General features: G+C 69.4%; 13 protein-coding genes. 6 read left to right on the top strand and 7 right to left on the bottom strand.

The window, feature by feature from the left end; genetic code table 11:
• Positions 1 to 3 precede the first annotated feature (3 nt).
• The 4 genes from ABFX51_RS11805 to ABFX51_RS11790 all read left to right on the top strand — a co-directional run bounded on the left by ABFX51_RS11805 (position 4) and on the right by ABFX51_RS11790 (position 3,760).
• Complete coding sequence (locus ABFX51_RS11805; protein ID WP_091512886.1) at positions 4 to 1,122, top strand: sensor histidine kinase; 1,119 nt, start codon at positions 4 to 6, stop codon at positions 1,120 to 1,122.
• Complete coding sequence (locus ABFX51_RS11800) at positions 1,092 to 1,766, top strand: response regulator (protein WP_091512883.1); 675 nt, start codon at positions 1,092 to 1,094, stop codon at positions 1,764 to 1,766. Before ABFX51_RS11805 ends, ABFX51_RS11800 begins: the two co-directional genes overlap by 31 nt.
• A 75-nt stretch (positions 1,767 to 1,841) precedes the next feature.
• Positions 1,842 to 2,693 carry a serine hydrolase gene (locus tag ABFX51_RS11795; protein WP_091512995.1) on the top strand — a complete coding sequence of 284 codons (852 nt, stop codon included), beginning with the start codon at positions 1,842 to 1,844 and terminating at the stop codon, positions 2,691 to 2,693.
• Positions 2,694 to 2,704: 11 nt separating this feature from the next.
• Positions 2,705 to 3,760: a DUF2293 domain-containing protein gene (locus ABFX51_RS11790; RefSeq protein ID WP_091512881.1), complete on the top strand. Its 1,056-nt coding sequence runs from the start codon at positions 2,705 to 2,707 to the stop codon at positions 3,758 to 3,760.
• A 9-nt stretch (positions 3,761 to 3,769) separates the two neighbouring features.
• Here ABFX51_RS11790 and ABFX51_RS11785 read toward each other — a convergent pair whose 3' ends face one another.
• Entirely contained in the window at positions 3,770 to 4,198 is a 429-nt protein-coding gene (locus ABFX51_RS11785) for a CBS domain-containing protein (protein ID WP_091512878.1), read from the bottom strand.
• A gap of 147 nt (positions 4,199 to 4,345) precedes the next feature.
• Here ABFX51_RS11785 and ABFX51_RS11780 point away from each other — a divergent pair, with 147 nt between their 5' ends.
• On the top strand, positions 4,346 to 6,352 hold the full coding sequence (locus ABFX51_RS11780) for a prolyl oligopeptidase family serine peptidase (RefSeq protein WP_091512876.1): 2,007 nt from the start codon (positions 4,346 to 4,348) through the stop codon (positions 6,350 to 6,352).
• Between the two features lie 4 nt (positions 6,353 to 6,356).
• Here ABFX51_RS11780 and ABFX51_RS11775 read toward each other — a convergent pair whose 3' ends face one another.
• The 6 genes from ABFX51_RS11775 to ABFX51_RS11750 all read right to left on the bottom strand — a co-directional run bounded on the left by ABFX51_RS11775 (position 6,357) and on the right by ABFX51_RS11750 (position 13,756).
• A complete protein-coding gene (locus ABFX51_RS11775) occupies positions 6,357 to 7,277 on the bottom strand; it encodes an NADP-dependent oxidoreductase (protein WP_091512873.1) in 921 nt (306 codons plus the stop codon).
• Positions 7,274 to 7,714: a MarR family winged helix-turn-helix transcriptional regulator gene (locus ABFX51_RS11770; RefSeq protein WP_091512871.1), complete on the bottom strand. Its 441-nt coding sequence runs from the start codon at positions 7,712 to 7,714 to the stop codon at positions 7,274 to 7,276. The genes ABFX51_RS11775 and ABFX51_RS11770 overlap by 4 nt, the downstream gene beginning before the upstream one ends.
• Before the next feature lie 21 nt (positions 7,715 to 7,735).
• A complete protein-coding gene (locus ABFX51_RS11765) occupies positions 7,736 to 8,491 on the bottom strand; it encodes an SDR family oxidoreductase (protein ID WP_342743521.1) in 756 nt (251 codons plus the stop codon).
• Between the two features lie 631 nt (positions 8,492 to 9,122).
• The gene (locus ABFX51_RS11760; RefSeq protein WP_091512993.1) at positions 9,123 to 11,921 is read right to left on the bottom strand and encodes a vitamin B12-dependent ribonucleotide reductase; all 2,799 of its coding nucleotides are present in this window, start codon (positions 11,919 to 11,921) and stop codon (positions 9,123 to 9,125) included.
• Positions 11,922 to 11,950: 29 nt separating this feature from the next.
• Complete coding sequence (gene nrdR, locus ABFX51_RS11755) at positions 11,951 to 12,424, bottom strand: transcriptional regulator NrdR (RefSeq protein ID WP_091512868.1); 474 nt, start codon at positions 12,422 to 12,424, stop codon at positions 11,951 to 11,953.
• 858 nt (positions 12,425 to 13,282) lie between these two features.
• A complete protein-coding gene (locus ABFX51_RS11750; RefSeq protein WP_177228876.1) occupies positions 13,283 to 13,756 on the bottom strand; it encodes a LysM peptidoglycan-binding domain-containing protein in 474 nt (157 codons plus the stop codon).
• A gap of 264 nt (positions 13,757 to 14,020) precedes the next feature.
• Between ABFX51_RS11750 and lexA the strand changes: the two genes are divergently transcribed.
• Entirely contained in the window at positions 14,021 to 14,746 is a 726-nt protein-coding gene (gene lexA, locus ABFX51_RS11745; RefSeq protein WP_091512866.1) for a transcriptional repressor LexA, read from the top strand.
• The last annotated feature ends 6 nt before the right edge of the window (positions 14,747 to 14,752 follow it).

Genomic DNA, 14,752 nt, shown 5'->3' with positions numbered 1-14,752 from the left:
GACATGACGCCGGGCCTCACCCGGGACCGGTTCGCGCCGCTCCTGGACTCGCTGCGCTGGCTGCTCGTGTTCGTCCCGCTGGCCAGTATTGTGCCCAAGCTCGACGGCACGACGTGGCCGCTCGCGGCTGTCGCACTCGTGTCCTCGGTCCCACTGCTGTGGCTGCCGTCGCGACCGTCGTGGTTGCTGCCCATTTCGCTGATCGTGCTGGCGGGGGCGGGCGGTGCCCTGTGGGTGTACGAGCCCAACGGACCTGCCGTGGTGATCGTCTACACCGCGCTCTTCTACGCGGCCCGGCTCCTCAGCCTGCCCGCGGCGAGCGCGGCGGGTGCGGTCACGCTGACGGCAACGAGCTTCCTGATCTCCTACTACCGGCTGGGCCTGCGCAACGCGCTGCTCGACCTGGCCCTGATCGCGGTCGCCGTGCTGCTGGGTCTCAACCGGCGAGCCCGCAGGGCCCGGCTCGAACAGACCGAGCTGGCCCTCGCCCGCGCCCGCACGGCGGCCGAGGAACACGCGGTCGCCGCGAGGCTCGCCGAGCGGGCGCGGATCGCGAGGGAGTTGCACGATGTGCTCGCCCACTCGCTGTCCGGCCTCGCGCTGAACCTGCAGAGCGCACGCCTGATGCTGGTCCGTGACGGAGCGAGCCCTGAAACGCTGGCGCAGATCGAGCGCGCGCAGCAGCTCGCCGCGGAGGGGCTCGCCGAAGCCCGGAACGCGGTCGCGACGCTGCGCGACGACCTGGTACCGCTCGAAAGCGCCGTGGCGGACCTCGTGACCGCGTACCGCCTCGACACCGGTGCCGCCGCGGACCTGACGGTGCACGGCGAACCGCGACCCGTGGCGACAGCGGCGAGCACAGCCGTCGTCCGCGCGGTTCAGGAGGCGCTGGCCAACACCCGCAAGCACGCCACCGGAGCCCCGGTGACGGTCGAGCTGGCCTTCACCCCGGACGAGGTCACCGTCACCGTGCTCGACCGGCAGGGGCGGCGGCCCCGACCCGGTGGCCCCGCGGGTTACGGTTTGCGCGGGATGCGCGAGCGTGCCGAGTTGCTCGGCGGCCGGCTGACCACGGGGCCTGGGGAGGACGGATGGCAGGTGCGGTTGACGGTTCCGGCGTGAAACCGCTGCGGGTCGTGCTCGCCGATGACCAGGCGGTGGTCCGAGAGGGCCTGGTCACCCTGCTCGGGCTGCTGCCGGGGATCGAGGTGGTGGGCGCGGCGGGAGACGGTGACGAGGCGCTCGAGCTGGTCGCCGCGCTCCGTCCCGACGTGCTGCTGATCGACCTCCGGATGCCGCGTTGTGACGGGGTCACCGCGACGCGGCGGGTGCGGGCCGAACACCCGGCGACCGAGGTGGTGGTGCTGACGACCTACGCGGACGACGAGTCGCTGCTGGCGGCGCTGCAGGCCGGGGCGCGGGGCTACCTCACCAAGGACGCCGACGCCGACTCGATCGCGGGAGCGTTGCGTTCCGCGGCGAGCGGGATGTCCACTGTGGACGCACAACTGCAGCTGAGGCTCGTCGAGGCGGCCGCCCGGTCGCACATTCCCAGCACCGACGAGATCGAAGGGCTCACCACACGCGAGATCGAGGTGCTCCGCCTCATCGCGGGCGGACTGTCCAACGCGGAGATCGCCCACATGCTGTTCATCAGCGAGGCCACGGTGAAAACGCACGTCAACCACCTGTTCGCGAAGGCGGGGTTGCGAGACCGGGCGCAGGCGGTGGCTTTCGCGTACCGCACCGGGCTGGTGCAGCACTAACCGAACGGTCTACTCGATCAACCTAACGGTCTACTCGGCGTGCCGATCCGGCCGATCCGGGTCACGCTTGCTGCCATGTTCTGGCGTACCGGACTGCCCGCGATCGTCGCGGTGCTGGTCGCCTTCGCCCTCGTCGCCGGTTCACGCGGGCTCGGCGAGCCGCCGCCGCAGGCCGTCGTCGCCCAGCCCGCGCCACCGCCCAGCAGCACCCCGCCGTCACTCGATCCGGGCGTGGTGACGGCGGCGGTCAATGAGGTCGCGCCCGGCACCGACCTCGCGTTCGCGCTGTACGACGAGCAGACCGGGCAATCTCTCGCGTCGGTGAACGGGGACCAGCAGTTCTACACCGCTTCACTGGTGAAGCTGTTCATCGCGCTGGACGCCCTGCAACGGAACGAGTGGCATCCGAGTGAACGGCTGGGCGCGAACCTCACCGAAATGCTGTCCGCGAGCGACGACGGCATCGCCGAGGCGTTGTGGGAGTACGGAGGCCGCTCCGCCATCATCACCCGGATGGTGCAGCTGATCGGCTTGGCGCACACGCGCCCGCCGACGTTCAGCGATCAGTGGGAGATGACGAAGACGACCGCCGACGACCTCGTCGCGGTGTACCGGTTCCTCGTCGAGCGGGTGCCGGACGAGGCGCGGGGCCTCGTCCTCGGCGCGATGGCCGGGGCGCAGAACCCGGCCGCCGACGGGTTTCCGCAGTACTTCGGCATCCCCGACGGTCTGCCGGACCTGCCCAGGGCCGTCAAGCAGGGCTGGATGACGATCCAGCGGGCCGTCGTGCTGAACACGACCGGCCTGGTCGACTCGCGCTACGTCGTCGTACTGCTCGCGGAGCTGCCGCTGGAGACCTCCTACGCACGGGGAAGGGCCGCACTCACCGCCGGCATCGCCGCACTCGCACCTGTCCTCGGGCACTAGACTGCGCGCTCGTGTCCGAACAACCCAAGCTCCGGCGGCGCGTCGCGGAAGCCGCGGAAGCGGTGCTGCGCAAGCAGAAATTCGTCGCCCCGGTGGACGTGCTGGTGGGTCTGCGCTGGCTTCCGGCCGCGGCCGTGGAGGACTGGCGGCGCGGCCGCCCCGGCGCGCTCGCCGACCGCCTGCCGGTGGACACGGCGAAGGCGCTGGCGGCCCTCGAGCACCTGAGCGACTGGGCGCGGGAACGCGGGCTGCAGGCGAGTGAAGCCACCTACCTCGCGGGCACCCGGGACCGCCGGCCACTCGTGTTCGCGGAAAACGAAGCCCTGCAACGGATCTTCCGCATCCACTGGGTCTCGACCGACTTGTCGGACAAACAGCGCGAAAAGCTCGAAGCACGGCAGAACCAGGCGCCCGACCTCGTCGTGATGATGTCACTGAACGATTCCGCGTGCGACAGCTGCGGAATTCAGCTCCCCGCGAGCGAATTCCACTACGAGGAGGAAGGCCGGTGGCTCTGCCTTTCCTGCGCCGACTTCGACCACCTCGTGTTCCTGCCCTCGGGCAACGCCGCGCTGTCGCGTCGCGCGAAGAAGGAAAGCACGCTCGCCGTGCTCGTGACCCGGTTCAACAAGCGGCGGAAACGCTTCGAGCGACAGGGAATCCTGGTCGAAGAAGCCGCGCTCGAACGGGCTGAGGCGCAATGCCTGGCCGACGAGGACGTCCGAGCGCGGCGCCGGGAACGCGACGCGGTGCGCCGCGCAGCGCAGGACGTCGAGTTCCAGGCGGCGATGGCGGCCGAGATCCGGCGCCTCTTCCCCGGCTGCGCCCAGGAAAGGGCGCAGGCTATCGCGGCTCACGCCGGAACTCGCGGCAGCGGCCGGGTGGGCCGGTCCGCGGCGGGCCGCGCACTGGACGAGGAGGCCGTGCGGCTCGCCGTCATCGCCTCGATCCGCCACGAGGACACCGACTACGACGCGATGCTCATGGCCGGGGTGCCGCGTGCCGAGGCGCGCGAGCGCATCCGCGGCGACATCGACCGGGTGCTCGCGCGATGGGAAACGCCCTAGCCGAAACCCCTAGCCGTGGGCGATGTAGGCCTGGAGTTGCTCCTGACTGGTCTCCAGTTCCTCCATCCGGGTCTTCACGACGTCACCGATGCTGACTATGCCCGCGAGCCTGCCGTCCTCGATGACCGGGACGTGCCGGATCCGCCGCTGCGTCATGAGCACGCTCAGATCGTCCACCGAGTCACGCGGCGTGCACGTGGCGACAACCGTCGTCATGATCTCCGAGACCGGCCGCGACAACAGCACTTCACCGCGTTCGTGCAGCTTGCGCACCACATCGCGCTCCGAGACGATGCCCACCACCCCACCGGAGCCGACGACGGGCATCGCCCCGATGTTGTGCTCGGCGAGCCCCGCGAGCAACCCGGCGACGGTGGTGTCCGGGGACACGGTCGCCACCGCACTGCCCTTGGCCCGCAACACGTCCGCGATCCGCATCCGGCACCTCCCGAAGAAGTGATCTGCTTCACACCAGGTTAGGGGGCGGACCGCTTCGGCAAAAGCCACGATTCGGGCGACGCAGTCCCCGACCGACGGTAATCGGACCGGCACGGAGGCGGCACCCGACCTGGCAGACTGAGGGGCATGGCTGACGAAGACCCGTTCCTGTGGCTCGAGGACGTGACCGGCGAAACGGCGCTCGACTGGGTTCGCGCGCGCAACGCCGAGACGCTGGAGGAGATGGGCCGGAGCGAGCGGTTCACGCGACTCCAGGCGGAACTCCGCGAAGTGCTCGACGCCGACGACCGCATCCCGTACGTGCGCAGGCGCGACGAGTACTTCTACAACTTCTGGCAGGACGCGGACAACCCGCGCGGGTTGTGGCGCCGTACGACGCTAGAGGAGTACCGCAAGGAGCGCCCGGCCTGGGAGATCCTGCTCGATGTGGACGCACTCGCCGAGCAGGAGGGCGAGAACTGGGTCTGGCAGGGCGCGACCGTGCTGCGTCCTGGGTTCCGGCGCGCGCTCGTGGAACTGTCGCGGGGCGGGGCCGATGCGACGGTGGTGCGGGAGTTCGACCTGGAGAGCCGTGAGTTCGTGCCGGACGGTTTCCAGCTGCCCGAGGCCAAGAGCCGCGTCGGCTGGATCAACGAGGACCTGATCTACGTCGGCACCGATTTCGGGGAAGGTTCCCTGACCACGTCGGGATATCCGCGGGTGATGAAGGAATGGCGCCGCGGCACGCCGCTGTCCGAGGCCGTCACCGTGTACGAGGGCAAGCTGGAGGACGTCGCGGCCTTCGCCTACCACGACCCGACCCCCGGGTTCGAACGCGATTTCGTCGGCAGCTCCCCGGATTTCTACCGAGTCCACAAGTACCTCCGCACGGACGGCGAACTGGTGCGCATCGACGTGCCCGAGGACGCGCAGACCGAGGTCCACCGCGAGTGGCTGCTGATCCGCACGCGCTCGCCGTGGCAGCTGGAGGACAGGGTGTACGAGGCGGGCACGCTGCTCGCCGCCCGGTTCGACGACTACCTCGCCGGTTCACGCGAGCTGACAGTGGTGTTCGAGCCGGATGCGCACACGTCGTTGGAGGCCTACGACTGGACGCGCAACCACCTCCTGCTCACGACGTTGTCGGACGTCCGCACCGAACTGCACGTGCTGACGCCGGCCGAGGGGTGGCGGCGGGAGCCGATGCCGGCGGGCCCGGAACTGGGCGTCGCGCAGATCGTCGACACCGATCCCGACTCCAGTGACGAATTCCTGGTCAGCACCAGCGGTTTCACCGATCCGCCGACGCTCTCCTACGGTCACGTCGGCGGCGCCATCGAGGTGCTCAAGCAGTCGCCGGAGCGGTTCGACAGCGAGGGCATGACGGTGGACCAGTACTTCGCCACCTCGCGCGACGGCACGCAGATCCCGTACTTCGTCGTGCGGCCGCGAGCCGAAGGCGGCCCGACGATGCTGACCGGGTACGGCGGTTTCGAGGTGTCCCGCCTGCCCGACTACAGCGGCGTGCTCGGCCGGGGCTGGCTGGCCCGCGGCGGTACGTACGTGCTCGCCAACATCCGTGGCGGCGGTGAGTACGGGCCGTCGTGGCACACGCAGGCCATGAAGGAAAACCGTTACCTGGTGTACGAGGACTTCGCCGCGGTGGCGCGGGACCTCGTCGACCGCGGCATCACCACCCGCGAGAAGCTGGGCACGCACGGCGGCAGCAACGGCGGCCTGCTGATGGGCGTCATGCTCACGCGCTACCCCGAGTTGTTCGGGGCCATCGTGTGCCAGGTGCCGTTGCTGGACATGCGCCGCTACCACCTGCTGCTCGCGGGCGCCTCGTGGATGGCCGAATACGGTGACCCGGACGACCCGGAGCAGTGGGAGTACATCGGGAAGTACTCGCCTTACCAGAACGTCCACAGTGGACGAGATTACCCGCCGACGTTGTTCATGACGTCCACCCGCGACGACCGCGTGCACCCCGGCCACGCGCGCAAGATGGTGGCCAAGATGCGGGAGCTCGGGTACGACGTGCGCTACCACGAGAACATCGAGGGCGGGCACGGCGCGGCCGCGGACAACGAGCAGCTGGCGCAGAAATGGGCCCTGCTGTTCGAGTTCCTGTGGTCGCAGCTGAAGTGCTGACGGCTCAGGGCAGCAGGACGATCTTCCCGCGGGTGTGCCGCTGTTCGAGCTCGGCGAAGGCGTCGGCGACCCGGTCCAGCGGGTACGTGGCCGCGATGGGAAGCTCGACGTCGCCGGACGCGACGAGGCCGGCCATCTCGGTGAGCACCTCGCGGGTGGACGCCGCCATGCTGCCCTCGGCCTTCGCGCCGAGTTCGGCCGCCTTGTCGAACGCGATGATGGTGTCGATCCGGTCGGGCGGGATGCCGAGGTCGACGGCGAGCTGGACGTACTGCGGGCCGAACAGGTCGATGAAGGCGTCGACGGGACCGGCTTCCTGAAGCCGTTCCGCGATGCCGTCGCCGTAGTGGACCGGGATGACGCCGTGCGCGGTGAGCCACTCGTCGTTGGCGGGGGACGCGATACCGAGCACGCGCACGCCGCGCCGCCGGAGCAACTGCACGACGAGCGTGCCGACGCCACCGGCGGCCGCGGACACGGCGACGGTCTCGCCGGGTTTCGGGTCCACAGCGCGGACCGCGGCGTAGGCCGTGCAGCCCACGACGTACAACGCACCTGCCTGTTCCCAGCTCAGCCCGGCTGGTTTCGGGATGAGCTGCGACGCGGGCACGACGACGTGCGTCGCCTGGCTGGACCGCTGCCAGGAGTAGCCGAGCACTTCGTCGCCGACCTGGAAGTCCGTCACGCCCTCGCCCAGCACAGCGACGACACCGGCGAGGTCGCTGCCCTGCCCGGACGGCAGTGTGCCGGGGAAACGCTCGTGCATGAGCCCCTTACGGATCGCGGCTTCGCCGGGGTTGATCCCGGCTGCCTTGACGGCGACGAGCACCTCGCCCGCCGCCGGCTCGGGCACCGGCAGCTCGGCGATGTACAGCACGTCGCGGTCGCCGTACCGGTCGAACCGGACGGCACGCCTGGTGGTCATCTACGACTCCTCTCCTGCGCGGCGGCGCGGAGTGTGGCGAGTGTGGTGGCGAGGTGGTCGAGCGCTTCCCGCCGAAGTGGTGGCGTGGCGAAGAAGTCCGCCAGCTCGCGCTCGAAGACGGTGCTCGCGGTTTCGAGCAGCGCCTGACCCTCCGGCGTGAGTTCGACGATCGACGAGCGCCGGTCGTCCGGGTTCGGCCGCCGCGCGCAGTGCCCGCGCTTCTCGAGCCGGTCCACCGCCTGACTCGCGCCGCCGACGGTGATGGCGAGCCCTTCGGCGATGTCGTACACGCGGCACCGCGGCGTGGCCCCGATGATCCGCATGACGTCGAGGCTGCCCAGCGGAAGGCCGGTTTCGTCACGCAGGCGCGCGTCGACGGCGTTCCACAGGAGGGTCTCGAAGCGCACGAGGTCGTCGAAGAGGGCCGGGAGGTTCACACCAACTAGATTAGCACATAACTAATTAGCGCTGATGTTCTTCCAGGTACTGCTCAAAGGTGATCCGGCCCACGGCGTGCTCCGGCGTGAGGTTGGCTCCGGCACGAAAGGCCCGTCCGGCTTGCCAGGTACGGGCAACGTGACGACGGGCCGTGAGTGGCGCGTGGCGGCGAGGTAGGCCCGGGCGAGGTCACGGGCATCCCGGACCTCGGGGCCACCGATGTCCGGCACACGCCCCGCGGGCGCTCCGAGCGCCAGCTCGACCAGCCGGTCCGCGACGTCACGGACGTCGATCGGCTGGAAGCGGCCCTTGAGCGTGAAGGTCACCGGCAGGCGGCGCTGGGCGGCGGTCAGGCCGGCGACGAGGTCGTGGAACTGCGTGGCGCGGAGGATGGTCCACGGCACACCGGAACGCTCGATGAGCCGTTCGGTGGCGAGCTTGGCGTTGTAGTAGAAGAACGGGATCCGGTCGATACCGACGATGGAGATGTAGACGAGGTGCGCCCGCGGGGCGGCTTCGAGGAGCCGCCGCGTCGCCTCGACGTCACCGCCCCGGCTGACGGTGCTCGCGCAGTGCACGATGGTGTCGACGCCGGCTGTCGCCTCGGCGATCCCCGCCCCCGTGCGGAGATCCCCAGTGCGCCAGGCGTACGGCGTGCCGCCCGGCGCGGGCCGCCTGCTGAGCACGCGCACCTCGCGGTCGTGGCCGAGCAACCGCTCGGCCACGACCCGGCCGAGGGTGCCGGTGCCGCCGGTGACCAGGATCTTCTCGTTCACGGCCCCGCTCCTCCGTCGATGGTTCTCTACAGGGAAGACAAGGCAGGGGACCGTTTTGTGACAAGGGCGGTGACCGACGGCTCGAGCAACAAGATCCGCGCTGACTCGAACACCAAGTTCCTGCTCAGGATCATCCACGATCGCGGAGACAGCGCCACAGCTTCGCGTCTCGAAGACCTCATCGGCCACGCCACGGGCCGCGTTCCGAGCGATGACCTCGAACGCAAGTACCAACTGTGGCGCTGTCACCAGCGAGCGACCCAGGTACGTGCCTTCGATGCCCCTACACCAGGGAAGCTCAACTGCAGGAGGCTCTACGTGGCTGCTACTGGGTCTTCAGTGGCAATTTCGCAGGCGAGTTGATCAGGCGCAGGTTCACGGACGGCATGGAGGCCCCGTTGATCCGGCGTCACCGGACAGGACTGATCGCGCATTCAGGTGTGCACCACGCACGAAATCGCGGAAACCTTGCGCACCTGCAACGCCGAACACTCGAGAATCGAGGTGATCACTTACCAGGAGCTGCTGGACAACGCTGGGCGTGCACTCGATCTGACCACGAACGCCTGACCAAACGGCCGGGGCCGGAGGTCGCGGTGTGCGACCTCCGGCCCCGGAAAATCCCCGACGATCAGCTGCAGCCCGAGGTGGCGCCGCAGCCCTCGCAGGCGTAGCACGAGCCCGCGGGCCGCATCTTCGTGCCGCAGGTCATGCACAGCGGCGCGTCGTTGGCCTTGCCGAGGTGCAGGTCCATCAGCTCGGCCGTGCTGTGCGCGACGTGCGTGTCGACCTCCGGCTTGGACTCGACCGTGCTGCGCAGCGCCTCGAGGTCCACGCTGTCCGTCGCCGGGGCGCCGTAGTCCGACGCCTCGACCTGCGCGGTGCGTTCCTCGGCGGTGAAGATGCCCAGCTGCGCCCGCTTCTCGTACGGCAGGTAGTCCAGCGCGAGCCGCCGGAACAGGTAGTCCAGCACGCTCGTCGCGATGCGGATGTCCGGGTCGTCCGTCATACCAGCCGGCTCGAAGCGCAGGTTGGAGAACTTCGAAACGTAGAACTCCAGCGGGATGCCGTACTGCAGACCGACCGAAATGGACATCGAGAACGCGTCCATGACACCGGCCAGCGTCGAACCCTGCTTGCCCAGCTTGACGAAGATCTCACCCAGCCCGTCGTCCGGGTACGAGCCCGCGTGCAGGTAGCCCTCGGCACCGCCGACGGTGAACGACAGCGTCTGGCTCGGGCGCTTCTTCGGCAGCCGCTTGCGGACCGGCTTGTACTCGACGACCTTCTCCGGCTCCGCGTCGGCCTTCGCCTCGGACTTCTTGCCCGTGGACAGCGGCTGGCCGACCTTGCAGTTGTCACGGTAGATCGCGAGCGCCTTCAGGCCCAGCTTCCAGCCCTCGAAGTAGATCTGCTCGACGTCCTCGACCGTCGCCGACTCCGGCATGTTCACGGTCTTGGAGATCGCACCCGAGATGAACGGCTGCACCGCGGCCATCATGCGCACGTGGCCCATCGGGGCGATCGAGCGCTCGCCGACCGCGCAGTCGAACACCTCGTAGTGCTCGGGGCGCAGCCCCGGCGCGTCCACGACGTGCCCGTGCTGCGAGATGTACTCGACGATGGCCTCGACCTGCTCGTCCTGGTAACCCAGCGCCCGCAGGGCGCGCGGCACCGTCTGGTTGACGATCTGCATCGAACCGCCGCCGACCAGCTTCTTGAACTTGACCAGCGAGAAGTCCGGCTCGATACCGGTGGTGTCGCAGTCCATCATGAAGCCGATGGTGCCCGTGGGCGCGAGCACGCTGGCCTGCGCGTTGCGCCAGCCGTTCTTCGCGCCGATCTCGATCCCGCGCTGCCACTCGCGCGTCGCCAGGTCGCGGACCGTGGCGTCGTTGCTGTGCATGGTGCGGATCGCGTCGTTCGCGGCGGCGTGCTTGCGCATGACGCGCTGGTGCGCCTCGGCGTTGCGGGCGTAACCCTCGTACGCGCCGACGATGCCGGCCAGCTCGGCCGAGCGGCGGTACGCGGTGCCCGTCATCAGCGACGTGATCGCCGCGGCCAGCGCGCGCCCGCCGTCGGAGTCGTAGGCGTGCGCGGTGGCCATCAGCAGCGCGCCCAGGTTCGCGTAGCCGATGCCCAGCTGGCGGAACTTGCGCGTGGTGTCACCGATCGCCTCGGTCGGGAAGTCCGCGAAGCAGATCGAGATGTCCATGGCGGTGATGACGAACTCGACCGCCTTGACGAACAGCTGCGCGTCGAACGTGCCGTCGTCCTTGAGGAACTTCAGCAGGTTCAGCGACGCCAGGTTGCAGCTGGAGTTGTCCAGGTGCATGTACTCGCTGCACGGGTTGGACGCCGTGATGCGGCCCGACTCCGGGCAGGTGTGCCAGTCGTTGATGGTGCTGTCGTACTGCACGCCCGGGTCGGCGCACTCCCACGCCGCCTGCGCCATCGAACGGAACAGCTTCTTGGCGTCGACGGTCTCGATGACCTCACCGGTCAGGCGGGCCCGCAGGCCGAACTCGCCGCCCGTCTCGACGGCACGCATGAACTCGTCGTTGACGCGGACCGAGTTGTTGGCGTTCTGGTACTGCACCGAGTGGATGTCGGCACCGGAGAGGTCCATGTCGAACCCGGCGTCGCGCAGGACCTTGATCTTCTCTTCCTCGCGCGCCTTGGTGGCGATGAACTCCTCGATGTCCGGGTGGTCGACGTCGAGCACGACCATCTTCGCGGCGCGGCGGGTGGCGCCACCGGACTTGATGGTGCCCGCGGAGGCGTCGGCACCACGCATGAAGGAGACCGGGCCGGAGGCGGTGCCGCCGGAGGACAGCAGCTCCTTCGACGAGCGGATGCGCGACAGGTTCAGGCCCGCGCCCGAGCCGCCCTTGAAGATCAGGCCCTCTTCCTTGTACCAGTTGAGGATCGACTCCATGTTGTCGTCCACGGCCAGGATGAAGCAGGCGCTGACCTGCTGCTTCGAGGTCGTGCCGACGTTGAACCACACCGGGGAGTTGAAGCTGAACACCTGGTGCAGCAGCATCCAGGTCAGCTCGTGCTCGAAGATCTCCGCGTCGGCGCCGGTGGCGAAGTAGCCGTTGTCCGTGCCCGCCTTGACGTAGCTCTTCACGACCCGGTCGATGAGCTGCTTGAGGCTGTGCTCGCGCTGCGGGCTGCCGACCGCACCGCGGAAGTACTTGCTGGTGACGATGTTGGTGGCGTTGACCGACCAGAACTCGGGGAACTCCACACCGCGCTGCTCGAAGTTGACCGAACCGTCACGCCAGTTGGTCATCACCACGTCACGCTGTTCCCACTTCACCTCGTCGTACGGGTGTACGCCCTCGGTGGTGAACACGCGCTCCACGGTGAGCCCGCGCTTGCCCCTCTTCGCGCTCTTACTGCCTGTCGTCACGGTCTCCGTCATGCCCTTGTCCCTCTCCCGCCGGCCGAGTTTCACTCGCCGTCCGCTACCGATTCGCGCTGCATGGCTGCCTTCAGGTCCGCGATCTCCTTCTCGAAGTCCTCTACGGACGAGAAGGAGCGGTAGACGCTGGCGAAGCGGAGGTACGCGACCTCGTCGAGCTCCCGGAGCGGGCCGAGGATGGCCAGGCCGACCTCGTGACTCGGGATCTCCGCGACACCTGCCGAGCGGATCGACTCCTCGACCCGCTGCGCGAGCTGCTGCAGGGCGTCGTCGTCGACCGGCCTGCCCTGGCAGGCCCGTTGCACGCCCCGGACCACCTTGTCCCTGCTGAACTGCTCGGTCACCCCGGAACGCTTGACGACGGCGAGCACCATCGTCTCCGAGGTGGTGAACCGGCGACCGCACGCCGAACACGACCGGCGGCGGCGGATCGCCTGCCCTTCGTCCACCTCACGGGAGTCGACGACCCGGGAGTCGGCATGGCGGCAGAACGGACACCGCACGACCGATCACCTTCCCCTTCTCGTCAGTCCCCCGGCCACCCCCGCCGACCGCCACGCAACGGCCCGGCAGGCGCTGATCTGGCGATCAACATGTGGATATCCGGTGGGTGAACATCAAGCAGTTGTGGACAACTCGCGTTTCAGTCTACCCCAACTTGTGGACCAACTACATCCATGTAACTACTAGATATAGCGGTTGACCTTAGATCGCGCGCAACCGGGGTGCAAGCGGACCGCCCGGTTGAGGGAGGGGTACGGTCGCCGAGAGGTCGTCCTCCAGCGGCGAGCGGTCGGCCGGGCCTGGGGTTCGGTTCGAGGGGTGGCGGTGCGGTCACTGCGCGGCGTCGGGAGCGGGGATGAGGTTCGTTTCGCTGTCGCGGGGCGGGGCGCGGGCGCGCGAGGGTGACGGGGGCGCAGTCACTGCGTGGAATCGGAAGCGTGGGTGGTTCGCCGTGATCGCGGGCCCGGCGGGCGGACGGTAAGGCGCGGCCTCGGACGGGCGATGGTGGAGCGGCCGGGGCGATGGCACTCGGAGCGGTGCGACAACGTGGGCGGTGACGGTGCCGCACGGGGGGTCGCAGCGGTGGACGGGCGGGCCACCGACGTCGCCACGAGGGCGAACGGGAGCGCCGGACCGTGGCGGACGGGCCACGCCAGCGCGATGGATCACGAGACTCGCGACAAGCCTCAGCCCACGGACGGACCACATCGGCGCGGGACAAGCCTTAGCCGCAAACAGGCCGGATCAAGCACGAGGTAAGCAGCACAACAAGCCTCAGCGCGACCGGGGCCACAGCATCGCACAGCAGGCCTCAGCTCACGGGCAGGTCAACGGGGCACAGCACGCAACGGCAAACCTCAGCGGGAAGCACCGACCGGCGCCGCGTCCACGGGGACCGTCAGTGGCAGGCCCGGCACGAGGGCGGCATCGCCGAGCCCGTTGAGTTCGCGGATCTTCGCCACGACCGCATCCGCGTCGGAGGCTGGGGCGTACTCGTGCGCGACGTCCCACAGCGTCTGCCCTTCGCCCACCGTGACGGTAGCCGTCTGACTCGGCACCGGGTGCGACATCCCCTGGGCGAAAACACCCAGTCCGGTGACAACCAGGGCCACCGCGACGGCCACCGCGGCGAGCCACGGCCACCGCGGGGACACACGACGCGGCGCGCACCCCGGCACGGCCGCGCGCCCGCGGCCCGCCACCACCCGCGCACGCGTCGGTGGCCGGCGCGTCTCCCCCGCGTGCCTGCGGACGCGGACCGGCCCGTCCTGCCTGGTCCTGCCCTCGGCGGGCGCCCCGGCGATGCGGCTTCCGTCCAGCAGTACCGCCATCGCGGCACCTCCTCACGGTCGGGCCCGACCCCGCGCCCCGGCGGCGCTCCGGTCGAACACTCGTTCTATCGAACCTCTGCGCGAATGTGTACCACCAGGGTCCGACAAAATCGAGAGCCACCCGGCGTGTCGCTCGAACAGTTGTTTGATGTTCCCGCCCCGGTGGACTACCGTGGGTGACCAGGACAAGGCGATACGCGCCGGTCGCTGTTCGAGTCTGCGGCCCGGCAGGTAGGACGAGCAGCGCAGCTGGGAGGCAGCACCATGACAGACATCGACGACACCGCCGAAATTCCCCGTCGCCCCGGCGGGCGGTTCGGCGACGTGCACCCGCTCCCCGACCCCGAGGACGTCGAGGAGGGCCTCAGCCCGCGCCAGCAACAGGTGCTGGAGGTCATCCGCGCCTGGGTGGACCGGTTCGGCTACCCGCCGAGCGTGCGGGAGATCGGCGAGGCGGTGGGCCTGACGTCGACGTCGTCGGTGTCGCACCAGTTGCGCACGCTGCAGCGCAAGGGCTACCTCCGCCGGGACGCGAACCGCCCGCGTGCGGTCGGCGTGCTCACGGCCGCGGCCGAGCGCGCGGCGCGCATCGGGCGGTCGGAGAGCGAGATGCCGAAGCCGGCGTACGTACCGGTGGTCGGCCGGATCGCGGCAGGCGGGCCGGTGCTGGCGGAGCAGTCGGTCGAGGACGTGTTCCCGCTGCCGAAGGACATCGTCGGCGAGGGCGAGGTGTTCCTGCTGAAGGTCACCGGTGACTCGATGATCGAGGCCGCGATCACGGACGGCGACTGGGTGGCCGTGCGCCAGCAGCCCACGGCCAACAACGGCGAGATCGTCGCCGCGATGATCGACGGCGAGGCCACCGTGAAGACGTTCAAGCGCAAGGGCGGGCACGTCTGGCTGATGCCGCAGAACGAGGCCTACGACCCCATCAACGGTGACGACGCCACCATCCTCGGCAAGGTCGTCGCCGTGCTGCGGCGCCTCTGACGCGGG

It is taken from the genome of Amycolatopsis dongchuanensis (genome assembly GCF_039542405.1).
GTDB lineage: Bacteria > Actinomycetota > Actinomycetes > Mycobacteriales > Pseudonocardiaceae > Amycolatopsis_E > Amycolatopsis_E sacchari.
This window is presented reverse-complemented; position numbering and strand designations above follow the sequence as displayed.

Bases quoted from the DNA above. Each gene is read 5' to 3' on its own strand.
- ABFX51_RS11805 (WP_091512886.1), top strand. From the start codon at position 4: ATGACGCCGGGCCTCACCCGGGACCGGTTCGCGCCGCTCCTGGACTCG.
- ABFX51_RS11800 (WP_091512883.1), top strand. From the start codon at position 1,092: ATGGCAGGTGCGGTTGACGGTTCCGGCGTGAAACCGCTGCGGGTCGTG.
- ABFX51_RS11795 (WP_091512995.1), top strand. From the start codon at position 1,842: ATGTTCTGGCGTACCGGACTGCCCGCGATCGTCGCGGTGCTGGTCGCC.
- ABFX51_RS11785 (WP_091512878.1), bottom strand. From the start codon at position 4,198: ATGCGGATCGCGGACGTGTTGCGGGCCAAGGGCAGTGCGGTGGCGACC.
- ABFX51_RS11780 (WP_091512876.1), top strand. From the start codon at position 4,346: ATGGCTGACGAAGACCCGTTCCTGTGGCTCGAGGACGTGACCGGCGAA.
- ABFX51_RS11775 (WP_091512873.1), bottom strand. From the start codon at position 7,277: ATGACCACCAGGCGTGCCGTCCGGTTCGACCGGTACGGCGACCGCGAC.
- ABFX51_RS11760 (WP_091512993.1), bottom strand. From the start codon at position 11,921: ATGACGGAGACCGTGACGACAGGCAGTAAGAGCGCGAAGAGGGGCAAG.
- ABFX51_RS11750 (WP_177228876.1), bottom strand. From the start codon at position 13,756: ATGGCGGTACTGCTGGACGGAAGCCGCATCGCCGGGGCGCCCGCCGAG.
- lexA (WP_091512866.1), top strand. From the start codon at position 14,021: ATGACAGACATCGACGACACCGCCGAAATTCCCCGTCGCCCCGGCGGG.